This is a genomic window from Paracoccus aestuariivivens, from assembly GCF_009711225.1.
Classification (GTDB): domain Bacteria; phylum Pseudomonadota; class Alphaproteobacteria; order Rhodobacterales; family Rhodobacteraceae; genus Paracoccus; species Paracoccus aestuariivivens.
Window position 1 is genome coordinate 227469 of sequence record NZ_WMIE01000003.1, and the last position, 11810, is coordinate 239278.

11 protein-coding genes are annotated in these 11810 nt (G+C 60.7%); 8 read left to right on the top strand and 3 right to left on the bottom strand.

The genetic code is table 11. The features are described 5' to 3' along the window. Positions 1-33: 33 nt before the first annotated feature. The 3 genes from GL286_RS08675 to serB all read right to left on the bottom strand — a co-directional run bounded on the left by GL286_RS08675 (position 34) and on the right by serB (position 3221). Positions 34-1506 carry an ABC transporter substrate-binding protein gene (locus GL286_RS08675; RefSeq protein ID WP_155095157.1) on the bottom strand — a complete coding sequence of 491 codons (1473 nt, stop codon included), beginning with the start codon at positions 1504-1506 and terminating at the stop codon, positions 34-36. Between the two features lie 57 nt (positions 1507-1563). Continuing rightward, entirely contained in the window at positions 1564-2256 is a 693-nt protein-coding gene (locus tag GL286_RS08680) for a CDP-alcohol phosphatidyltransferase family protein (protein ID WP_155095158.1), read from the bottom strand. A gap of 89 nt (positions 2257-2345) precedes the next feature. Then, complete coding sequence (serB, locus tag GL286_RS08685; protein ID WP_155095159.1) at positions 2346-3221, bottom strand: phosphoserine phosphatase SerB; 876 nt, start codon at positions 3219-3221, stop codon at positions 2346-2348. A 190-nt stretch (positions 3222-3411) separates the two neighbouring features. On the opposite strand from serB, the gene GL286_RS08690 reads away from it, so the two are divergent. The 8 genes from GL286_RS08690 to GL286_RS08725 all read left to right on the top strand — a co-directional run bounded on the left by GL286_RS08690 (position 3412) and on the right by GL286_RS08725 (position 11761). Further along, positions 3412-4566 (top strand): phosphoserine transaminase, encoded by a 1155-nt coding sequence (locus tag GL286_RS08690; RefSeq protein ID WP_155095160.1) that lies wholly within the window; start codon positions 3412-3414, stop codon positions 4564-4566. 114 nt (positions 4567-4680) lie between these two features. Further along, positions 4681-6270, top strand: coding sequence for a phosphoglycerate dehydrogenase (gene serA, locus GL286_RS08695; protein WP_155095161.1), 1590 nt, complete (start codon positions 4681-4683; stop codon positions 6268-6270). Between the two features lie 65 nt (positions 6271-6335). Then, on the top strand, positions 6336-7082 hold the full coding sequence (locus GL286_RS08700) for a metallophosphoesterase (RefSeq protein WP_155095162.1): 747 nt from the start codon (positions 6336-6338) through the stop codon (positions 7080-7082). Positions 7083-7154: 72 nt separating this feature from the next. Then, complete coding sequence (gene hspQ / locus GL286_RS08705) at positions 7155-7487, top strand: heat shock protein HspQ (RefSeq protein WP_155095163.1); 333 nt, start codon at positions 7155-7157, stop codon at positions 7485-7487. A 268-nt stretch (positions 7488-7755) separates the two neighbouring features. After that, on the top strand, positions 7756-9162 hold the full coding sequence (locus GL286_RS08710; protein ID WP_155095164.1) for a circularly permuted type 2 ATP-grasp protein: 1407 nt from the start codon (positions 7756-7758) through the stop codon (positions 9160-9162). A 12-nt stretch (positions 9163-9174) separates the two neighbouring features. After that, positions 9175-10134 carry an alpha-E domain-containing protein gene (locus GL286_RS08715; protein ID WP_155095165.1) on the top strand — a complete coding sequence of 320 codons (960 nt, stop codon included), beginning with the start codon at positions 9175-9177 and terminating at the stop codon, positions 10132-10134. 13 nt (positions 10135-10147) lie between these two features. Further along, positions 10148-10960, top strand: a complete 813-nt coding sequence (locus GL286_RS08720; protein WP_155095166.1) for a transglutaminase family protein — start codon at positions 10148-10150, stop codon at positions 10958-10960. A 75-nt stretch (positions 10961-11035) separates the two neighbouring features. Further along, a complete protein-coding gene (locus tag GL286_RS08725) occupies positions 11036-11761 on the top strand; it encodes an Ntn hydrolase family protein (protein WP_155095167.1) in 726 nt (241 codons plus the stop codon). The last annotated feature ends 49 nt before the right edge of the window (positions 11762-11810 follow it).

Below are 11810 nucleotides of genomic sequence, written 5' to 3' on the forward strand. Positions count from 1 at the left end.
AGCGGCGCCGCCTGCGGCAGCGCCGTTCTGTAATTACTCGGTCCAGTGGACTTCGCTGAGATCGTTTGCCGGCATCGGCGCGTTCTGCCACAGACCCTCGATCTCGGCCTTCGCGACGCCGGTTTTGGCAAGCTGGAACAGATAGGCATTGGCATAATCATCGGCGATGACCTGCTGTGCTTGTTTCAGCAAAACCGAGCGTTGCGCCGGATCGGTCGTGGCCGCGAGGTTGGCGATGACCTTGTCGAATTGCGGGTTGTCGTAATTGAAATAATAGTCCTTGCGACCGTAGATCCCGATATCCATAGGCTCGACATGGCTGATGATGGTCAGGTCGAAATCCGAGTTCTTGAACACCTGCTCAAGCCATTGGGCCCATTCCATATTGGTGATCTGGGTCTCGATCCCGATGTTGCGCAGTTCGGCGGCAATGATTTCGCCACCGCGACGGGCATAGGGCGTGGGAGGCAGGGCAAGCCGGAGGGTCAGGTTCTGTACGCCCGCCTCGGCCAGAAGGGCTTTGGCACGCTCGGGGTCGAAACCGGATTGCGCCGTCAGGTCCACATAATCCGGGTTGTGGGGCGCGAAATGCGTCCCGATGGGCGTGCCGTAGCCGAACATCGCGCCGTCGATCAACTCCTGACGGTTGACGGCATGAGCGATCGCCTCGCGGACCTTTACATTCGCCAGTGCCGGATTTTCATGGTTCATCGCGAGGATCGTTTCACCCTCGGTCGTGCCGACAAGCACCTTGAAGCGCGGATCGGCCTGAATCTGGGCAAGCGTCTCGGGCGCGGGGTAGATCGGGAATGCGTCGACGTCGCCAGCCATCATCGCCGCGAAGGCTGCTGTCGGGTCGGGAATGAAGCGGAACGTTGCACGGGCAAGCGCGGGCTTTATTCCCCAGTAGCCATCGAAAGCGGTCAGCGAAATGTGGTCGCCCTGTTTCCATTGCTCGAAGCGGAACGGACCGGTGCCGATCGGCTTGGTTGCTATATCGGGGATATTGGCCTGATCGACCATGACCGCATCGCCCCAGGCCATCTTGAAGGGGAAGCCTCCGTCAGGGGATTTCAGGGTGACTCGAACGGTCAGGGGGTCGCTGGCCTCGACCTTGTCGATGCCTTCGAACAGGGATTTCTGCGCATTGGTGCTGTCGGCCGCGCGGGCGCGGTCCAGTGAAAAGATCACATCCTGCGCATCGAACGGGCTGCCATCATGGAAGGTAACACCCGGGCGCAGATGGAAGATAAATGCCTTGCCGCCATCTTCGACATCCCAGCTTTCGGCTAGACCGGGTTTGACACTGCCATCGGGACCGATCCGTGTCAGTCCCTCGAATATATTGGCATAAACCACTTCGTCGATGGCGGCGGCAGCCCCGCCGGTCGGGTCGAGATTTGGCGGTTCAAGCACCATTCCCAGAGTAATGCTATCTTGCGCGGCCAAAGCGGGCGCGGCGAACATGGCGGATAATGCAGCCGCCTGCAAAAATTTCACGAGCATATTTCCTCCGTCGGGGCCACGCGTCCGCGCCAGCTTTTCAGCCAATGGCCCGACGGATCAAGCCCGCTTCTCGGTCAGTTGTTGCAGGAAACCGGCGCAGGTCAGCCAAAGCGACGTGATCAACAGGCCCCAGCGCGCGATGCTGTCGGGGTGGAAATCGACCAGAACGGCCCAGATGGCAAAGCCGACCCATGCAGCCGTGACCGGCAACGAGATGAAGCGCCAGCGTTCGGTGCGCACGGGGTGGATGAACTTGACGTTGGTGAACATGGTGAAAGCCAGTGCTACGACGACGAAAAGGATCACCCAGAAGTTCGGCTCAAGCGCGAAAAGCACCAGAACCAACATGTTCCAGCATGCCGGAAAGCCCGCGAAAGAGTTGTCTCGGGTCTTCATCCTTGTGTCGCAGAAATAGATCACGCTGCCATAGGTAATGGCGATGATGGCGATCCATCCGGTCCAGCCCGGCAGAAGTCCCGATTTGAACAGCGCATAGGCCGGAATGAAGACATAGGTCAAATAGTCGATAATCAGGTCCATCTGGACGCCGTCATAGGTCGGCCAGTTTGCCTTGACCTGATAGCGTCGCGCCAGGGGTCCATCGACGCCATCGACGATCAGGGCGATGACCAGCCATAGAAACATCTGGGACCATTCGGCATTCGCCGCGGCCAGAAGGGCCAACATCGAAAGAACCGCTCCGGTGGCGGTCAGCAAATGGACAGACAGGGCTTTAAGGCGCATATTCATGCTATGCTTCTGTCACTGAACGGTCTTGTTCGCAAGTTTGTGAAGTGGCGGGTCCGGCGCTTTTGAAGCCGGACCCTAGCAGGTTCGACTTATCCGACGAATTCTTCGGCAGCGTAGCCCTGCAGATAAAGCAGCGCGGTCAGATCGCCGTGATTGATCCGCAGGCTGACCTGTTCGGCGACGACGGGCTTGGCGTGAAGCGCAACTCCGGTGCCCGCCCGTTGCAGCATGCCTAGGTCGTTGGCCCCGTCGCCCACTGCGATCGCGTCTGCCGGAGTGAGGTTGCGGGCGGCGGTAATTTCCTCGAGCGCCTCGATCTTGGCTTCGCGGCCAAGGATCGGCAGCGCGACCGCCCCGGTCAGGATGTTCTCGTCCGCAAGTAGGACATTGGCGCGGTGCTCGTCAAAACCAAGTGCCGTGGCGACCGGTCCGGTGAAGACCGTGAACCCGCCCGAGACGAGCGCGGTATAGGCGCCTTGTGCGCGCATCGTCGCGACGAGTTGCTTGCCACCCGGAGCCATGGTGATCCGGCTGTCCAGAACTTCATCCACCACCGATTCCGACAATCCGGCAAGCAGGCCCACGCGGGCAACAAGCGCCTCGTGGAAGTTCAGTTCTCCGTTCATGGCTTGCGCGGTGATGGCTGCGACGCGTTCGCCGACACCGGCGAAATCGGCCAGTTCGTCGATGCATTCCTGCTGGATCATGGTCGAATCCATATCCGCCAGAAGGACCGATTTGCGCCGTCCCGATGTCGGCTGGATCGCAAGGTCGAAGCCCTTGCCTTGCAGGATTTCCCAGATCAGCCAGAAGTTTTCTGGCTGGGTCTCGACCGGAAATTCGGCAGCGATTCCCTCGTTCAGCCAGATCACATGGCCGCCGTTCCAGTCGTGGCGCAGTTCCTCGACGAAGGCGGGGCTAAGATTGGCGCGTTGCGGTGCGGCAAGGACGGAGACGGTGAACATGAGACCTCCCGGGGGGCAAAGGGGTTACGGCAGGACTAGCCAAAGCGCCGCTCCGCTTCAATGAAGGGCCGCGATTAAAATCTTCGGGGCGAGGGATAAAAAATTCTTGCCTGAATCATGGACCGGATATATTGGCGTCAGCGGGACACGCCGCCCCAACGCGGCGCTATCTAGCTGGAAGGCTACACATATGAGCATGACTGCTCCGGCTGCGCGCCCGGTCAATCCGCGCTTCTCTTCGGGCCCCTGCGCGAAGATTCCGAATTTCTCGCTCGACATGCTTGCTGATGCGCCTTTGGGCCGCTCGCACCGTGCAGCGATTGGCAAGTCGAAACTTGCCGAAGCCATTGACCTGACCCGTGAAGTCCTTGGCGTCCCCGCCGATTACCGCATCGGCATCGTCCCCGCATCTGATACCGGCGCGGTCGAAATGGCGCTGTGGTCGCTCTTGGGCCCGCGCCATGTCGAGATGCTGGCTTGGGAAAGCTTTGGCGAAGGCTGGGTCACCGATGTGGTGAAACAGCTGAAGCTGGACGCCACGACCCGTAAGGCCCCCTATGGCCAGATCGTCGATTTCGCTGAAGTCAACTTCGACAATGACGTCGTTTTCACCTGGAACGGCACGACCTCGGGCGTCCGCGTTCCGAATGGCGACAAGATCCCGGCTGACCGCGAAGGCCTGACCATCTGCGACGCGACCTCGGCCGCGTTTGCGATGGATCTGCCCTTCGACAAGCTGGATGTCGTGACCTTCAGCTGGCAGAAGGTTTTGGGTGGCGAGGGCGCGCATGGCGTGCTGATCCTCAGCCCCCGCGCCGTTGCCCGTCTGGAAAGCTACACCCCGGCTTGGCCGATGCCGAAGATCTTCCGCATGACCAAGGGCGGCAAGCTGATCGAAGGCATCTTCAAGGGCGAGACGATCAACACGCCCTCGATGCTTTGCGTCGAAGATTATCTGGTCGCGCTGAAATGGGCGCAAAGCCTGGGCGGTCAGAAGGGGCTGGAAGCCCGCGCGAATGCCAACTCGGCGGCGGTGCGTGACTTCATCGCGGACAAGGATTGGATCGCCGATCTGGCGGAAGATGCCGCGACGGCCTCGACCACCTCGGTTTGCCTGAAATTCACCGACCCGCGCATCCAGGACGGGGCGGCTTTCGCCAAGGCTGTCGCCAAGCGTCTGGAAAAAGAGGGCGTGGCGCTGGACGCCGGTGCCTATCGCGACGCGCCGGCTGGCCTGCGCATCTGGTGCGGCTCGACCGTCGAGGCATCCGATGTCGCCGCGCTGATGCCGTGGATCGAATACGCCTTCAACGCCGAGATCGAAGCTCAGGCTGTCGAAGCCTGATTGATCGGACCGGATCGGGGGCGCTGTCCCCCGAACCAAACCTGAATACAGAAGTGAATGCGCCGCAGCACCCATTGGTCGCTGTCCGGCCCCGCATATCCAAAGGATAGAGACATGCCCAAGGTTCTCGTTTCGGACAAGCTTTCGGAAACCGCCGTTCAGATCTTCCGCGATCGCGGCGTCGAGGTCGATTACATGCCCGATCTGGGCAAGGACAAGGACAAGCTGGCCGAGGTGATAGGTCAGTATGACGGCCTTGCCATCCGCTCGGCCACCAAGGTCACCGCAAAACTGCTGGAAAACGCGACCAACCTGAAGGTGATCGCCCGCGCCGGTATCGGTGTCGACAACGTCGATATCCCGGCCGCCTCGAAAAAGGGCGTGATCGTGATGAACACGCCGTTCGGCAACAGCGTCACCACCGCCGAACACGCCATCGCGCTGATGTTCGCCGTGGCGCGCCAGCTGCCCGAGGCCTCGGCCTCGACCCATGCCGGCAAGTGGGAAAAGAACCGCTTCATGGGCGTCGAGGTCTTCAACAAGACGCTTGGCATCATCGGTGCGGGCAATATCGGTTCTATCGTGATCGACCGCGCGCTTGGCCTGCGCATGAAGGTTCTGGCCTATGACCCCTTCCTGTCGGAAGAGCGCGCGCTGGAACTGGGCGTGAAGAAGGTCGAGCTGGACGAGATGCTGGCCAAGGCCGATTTCATCACCCTGCACGTGCCGCTGACCGAAAAGACCAAGAACATCCTGTCGCGCGAGAATCTGGCGAAGACCAAGAAGGGCGTGCGCATCGTCAACGCCGCGCGCGGCGGTCTGATCGACGAAGAAGCACTGGCCGAGCTGCTGAAATCGGGCCATGTTGCTGGTGCGGCGCTGGACGTCTTCGCGACCGAGCCGGCGACCGAGAGCCCGCTGTTCAACCTGCCGAACGTCGTTGTGACGCCGCATCTTGGTGCCTCGACCAACGAAGCGCAGGAAAACGTCGCGCTGCAAGTGGCCGAGCAAATGGCCGATTACCTGCTGACCGGCGCGGTTTCGAACGCGCTGAACATGCCTTCGGTCACCGCCGAGGAAGCCGCCGTCATGGGCCCGTGGATCAAGCTCGCCGGGCATTTGGGTGCCTTTATCGGCCAGATGACCGATGAGCCGATCAAGGCGATCAACGTGCTTTACGACGGTGTCGCAGCCGAGATGAACCTCAAGGCGCTGAACGCCTCGGTGATTTCGGGTGTGATGAAGGCGACCAATCCCGACGTGAACATGGTCTCGGCCCCGGTGATGGCGACCGAGCGTGGCGTTCAGGTTGCGACCACTACCCAAGCCAAGGGTGGCATTTTTGATGGTTACATCAAGGTGACCGTCGTGACCGAAACGCGCGAGCGTTCGATCGCCGGCACCGTCTTCAGCGACGGCAAGCCGCGCTTCATCCAGATCCGTGGCATCAATGTCGATGCCGAGATCGGCGAGCACATGCTGTACACCCGCAACAAGGACGTCCCGGGCGTGATCGGTGCACTGGGAATGACGCTAGGTGATTTGGGCGTGAACATCGCCAACTTCACTCTTGGCCGCACCAAAGCGGGTGATGACGCGATTGCGATTCTTTATCTGGATGAGGAACTTAAGCCCGAAGTGATCGAAGCCCTTCGCGCGACCGGCAAGTTCATTCAGGTCCGCCCGATCAACTTCGAAGTCTGATCCTAACCTTGAACCTGACAGCCCCCGGAGTAATCTCCGGGGGCTTTTTCATTCCGGAGGCTTTCATGCGGACCTATGTCGTTGGTGATATTCACGGGCAACTGGAACTGTTGAAGGCGGCGCACGAGCGGATCGCCGTGGATGACGCAGCACAAGGCGGCGGTGGGCAGGTCGTCCATGTCGGTGACCTGATCGATCGCGGGCCGGATTCGCGGGGTGTGATCGATTATCTGATGCAGGGTCAGGCCGAAGGACGTCCGTGGATCGTGCTGAAGGGCAATCACGACCGCTTCCTGCCGCGCTTTGTCCGGACCCCGGAATGGATCGATCCCGGTCTGGCCTCGGGGATGCATTGGCTGGAACACCGCAATCTGGGCGCGGCGCAGACTTTGGCCTCGTACGGGATTGCCATTGATGGCCGCAGCCATGGAGACGTGCTGGATGATGTGACGAAAGTGGTGCCCGAAGCGCAACTGCAATGGCTTGAGCAATTACCGCTTTGGCATCAGTTGCCGGGCGTGCTGATCGTTCATGCGGGCATCCGTCCGGGTGTCGCCTTGGCCGATCAGGTCGAGCAGGATCTTGTCTGGATCCGCAAGGGATTTCTTGACGACACGACCGATCACGGTTTTCTGGTCGTCCACGGCCATACCGTGGTCGAGCAGGTGACGCATTTCGGCAATCGGCTGGCCGTCGATACCGGAGCGGCCTATGACGGCCCGCTCAGCGTGCTGGTGCTGGATGAGACGGGTCAGCATGTCCTGACCGATGAAGGGCGCATTCCCGTCCATCACGAGCTTCCGCCGAACTGATTGGCCTTGGTGCGGCTAAGGTGGACAGCAGCGGTTCACCGCGCTATGAGCGCAGGGCAATAGGAAAGCTCGATGCGGATCCCGTCCAAAACCGCGAAATATAGCCTCGGCCAAGTCGTCCGTCACCGCGAACACCCGTTCCGCGGGGTGGTTTTCGACGTCGATCCGGAATTCGCCAATACCGAGGAATGGTACGAATCCATTCCCGAGGATTCGCGCCCCTCGCGCAACCAGCCTTTCTATCACCTCTATGCCGAGACCGAGGCGACATATTACGTCGCCTATGTGTCCGAACAGAACCTGATGCTCGATGTCTCGGGCGAACCGATCGACCATCCTGAAGTCGACGAGATGTTCGGTGAGTTCGAAGACGGTCGCTATCCCGTTCCGGTCTGCCTTAACTGATTCCCCGCTGGGGCGGTCGCGCCAGCTTTTCCGCATGGTGGGATCGGGTCTTCGCGCGCTTGCGCGACGCGTGGGCACCGCCGTGACAACGCATCGATTTCCTGCAGACCGCAGTTGAAAGCTAATCCTACCGGGTGCACGATAATTTGGCAGAATCTGCCTGCAACCGTGCAAGCCGGAACTTCAATTGCGTAAATTCTGTCGGCTGCATGGACAGTTCTCGCCCGATTGCGAAGATCGTGGGCAGTGGTGAGGGATGAGGGGTCCGATGTCCTATAACGAAATGATCGAAAGCGGCGAGGTGCGGCCGCCCTATGCGATGCTTTCCGATTGGGTCGCCTCGATGCCCGCCGAGATGCGGCAGATGAAGCAAGCCGAGGCCGAAGCCCTGTTCCGGCGCATCGGCATCACATTCGCGGTCTATGGCGAGGGCGGAGATCCCGACCGGTTGATCCCCTTCGACATGGTCCCGCGCGTGTTCATGCAAAGCGAATGGCGCAAGCTTGAACGCGGTATCAAGCAGCGCGCCCGGGCGCTGAACGCATTTCTGCGCGATGTCTATTCACGCGGCGAGATTGTCAGGGCGGGGCGCATCCCCGCCCGTTTGGTTTACGAGAATGCTGCCTACGAAAAAGCGGTGGTGGGCTTTGTTCCGCCGCGCGGCGTGTTCTCGCATATCGTGGGCATCGACATCGTGCGGACCGGACGCGACGATTTCTACGTCCTCGAGGACAATTGCCGCACGCCCTCGGGGGTCAGCTACATGCTGGAAAACCGCGAGATCATGATGCGGATGTTTCCCGGCCTGTTCCGCAACAACCGTATCGAGCCGGTGGACCAGTACCCCGAATTGCTGCGCCGGACGCTGGCCTCGGTCGCGCCAGCCAAATGCGAGGGGGCACCGACGATCGTCATCCTGACACCCGGCCATTTCAACAGCGCCTATTACGAGCACAGTTTTCTGGCCAATCTGATGGGCGTGGAACTGGTCGAAGGCAGCGATCTGTTCGTCGATGGCGGCTTTGTCTACATGCGTACGACGCAAGGCCCGAAACGCGTCGATGTGATCTATCGCCGGATCGACGACCCGTTCCTTGACCCGCTTTGCTTCCGCAAGGATTCCATGCTGGGCGTTCCGGGCCTGATGGATGTCTACCGTTCGGGCGGTGTCTCGATTGCCTCGGCCCCCGGTGCGGGCGTCGCCGATGACAAGGCGATCTATACCTTTGTGCCCGAGATGATTCGCTTTTACCTTGGCGAGGAGCCGCTTTTGCAGAACGTCCAGACATGGACGCTGTGGAAGGATGACGATTACAAATACGTCATGGCGAACCTCAAGGATCTGGTCGTCAAAGAGGTCCATGGCTCGGGCGGTTACGGTATGCTGATCGGCCCCAAGGCCACGAAAGAGGAAATCGCCAAGTTCGCCGAACTCATCAAGGCCAATCCCAGCAATTACATCGCCCAGCCGACATTGGCGCTATCGACCAGTCCGACCTTTGTCGCCGAAGGCATTGCCCCTCGGCACGTCGATTTGCGACCATATTGCCTATGCGGTGATCGGGTCGAACTGGTGCCGGGTGGTTTGACCCGCGTGGCATTACGCGAAGGCTCGCTGGTCGTGAACTCGTCGCAGGGCGGCGGGGTCAAGGACACCTGGGTTCTGACGGAATAAGGAAGCTCGTCCATGCTTAGCCGTACCGCCTCGAACCTGTTCTGGATGGGCCGTCATCTGGAGCGCGCCGAAACCGCCGCCCGCCTGCTGGATGTCGGGGCCCGCATCACGCTGCTGCCCAACACCGAGGAAGGCTACCGCAACGAATGGGAATCGTTGTTGCGCGCATCTGGTGCGCAGAACGATTTCGCCGAACATTACGGCGACCGGATCAATCAGGAGAATATCGAAAGCTGGCTGTTCTTCGATAAGGAAAACCACTCGTCCGTGGCCTCCTGCATCGAGCGGGCGCGTGAAAGCGGACGCATCGTTCGCACCGCATTGACCAATCAGGTCTGGGACGCGCTGAACACCGCATTTCAGGAATTGCGCCAGCTGAAAGCCCGACCGCGCGCCGAGTTGGACACTGCGCTTCTGACCGATTTCACCACCCGCCACGGTGCGACGGTTCGCGGTGCGATCAACGCCACGCAGCTACGCAATGACGGCTGGCATTTCATCAATCTGGGTTACTCGCTTGAGCGGGCCGATGCGACCTCGCGGCTGCTCGACGTGAAATATTACGTGCTGCTGCCACGGGTCGAATTCGTCGGCTCGGGACTGGACAATTACCAATGGCAGGTGATCCTGCGCGCGCTGTCGGCACATCGCGCCTTTCACTGGGCCTATGGCGGCGAGGTGACGGCCACCAAGGTTGCCGACTTCCTGATCCTGAACGGGGAAAGCCCGCGTTCGCTGCTGACCTCGCTTTACGAGGCGGTGTGGAATCTGGACGGGCTGACGCGGCGCTATGGCGAAAGCGTGCCCTCGACGGCATCTGTCAGCGCCCGAAAGACGCTGGAGCAACTGATGGCGCGCGATATTGATGCCATCTTCGACGAAGGACTGCACGAGTTCCTGAGCTGGTTCATCAGCGAGATCTCGGTCATCTCGAATGCCGTGCATGACGATTATTTCAGCGGCCGGATGTAGGGAGGACGCGCCGATGAAACTCAAGATCACCCATGAGACCAGTTACAGCTATGACACGCCGGTCGAGGCCTTGGTGCAAAGCCTGCGGCTGACCCCTTCGGTTCACGAAGGGCAACGGGTCTGCGAATGGCATATCACTGTCAGCAGCGGACAACGCGGCGTGGCTTTTCGCGACGGTGCGGGGGATTGGATCGAAGGTTGGTCGGTCCGTGGTCCGGTCGATACTGTCACGGTTTCGATCAACGGGATGATCGAAACGCGCGATACGGCGGGCGTCCTGCGCGGCCACCGCGAAACCGTCAATCCTATTGTCTATCTGCGCGACACGCCGGCCACCAAGGCAGATGAGGCGTTGATCCGGCTGGCGCGATCGGTCAAGGGCGACGATGCGCTGGATCTGTCACATAAGCTGATGGCTGCCGTGGCAGAGGCGATCACCTATACGCCCGGCGTGACCGAGGCCTCGACCTCGGCCGCCGAGGCATTGGAACTGGGGCAGGGGGTCTGTCAGGATCATGCCCATGCACTGATCGCCTGCGCACGGGAATGCGGGCTGCCCGCGCGCTATGTCTCGGGCTATCTGCATACCAGCGTCGAAGGGAAGCCGCATGACGCGGCGCATGCTTGGGCGGAAATCCATGTCGGCTCGCTGGGCTGGGTCGGGTTCGACGCGGCGAATGCCTGTTGTCCCGATGAACGCTATGTCCGGCTGGGCTCGGGCTATGACGCGCAGGACGCGGCTCCGGTGCGCGGCATGGCCTTCGGGATCAGCGTCGAAAGTTTGGATGTGCGCGTCCATGTCGAGGAAGTGCAACAAGAGCAGTAACCGGCGGACGGTCAAGTTGCACCGCTGCCCTGACCGTCCTATGTCTGGGCGGGGTATGGCCGTGGAATCTTGGAAATGACTTATTGTGTCGGGCTGAAACTGGATGCAGGGATGGTGTTGCTGTCCGACACGCGGACCAATGCCGGACTGGATAACATCTCGACCTATCGCAAGATGTTCTTCTTCGAGGAACCGGGCGAGCGGGTGATCGCCATCATGACGGCGGGCAGTCTGTCGGTCACCCAGACCACTCTGGGTCGATTGCAGGAAGCGATCGAGGATCCCGAGGCCGATCATACCACGTCGATCATGAAGGCGGATTCGATGTTGCAGGTGGCGTCGATCATCGGAGACACGCTGAACCGCACCCGCCGCGAAATCTCCGAGCAGACCCGCGATCTGAACCAGCAGGCCAGTGCCAGCATGATCGTGGCGGGCCAGCGCAAAGGCGGCGAGATGCGGCTGTTTCTGGTCTATCCGCAGGGCAATTTCATCATGGCGACCGATGACACGCCCTTCCTGCAGATCGGCGAACATAAATACGGTAAACCGATCCTCGACCGCGTCGTGACCCCCGAAACCAATCTGGCCGATGCGCAAAAGGCCGTGCTGTTGTCGATGGATTCGACCTTGCGATCGAACCTGTCGGTCGGGATGCCCTTGGACCTTGCGGTGATCGAACGCGACGGGCTGCGGATCACGCATCGCCGCCGTATTCTGGACGGCGATCCGGACTTCATGGCAATGTCGGCGGCCTGGTCCGCTGCGTTGCGCGACAGTTTCGGCAAGGTGGGCAGTTAACCGCACCGTCCTTGGTGACCAGATCAACCAGATTCCCTAAGCGAGCAGT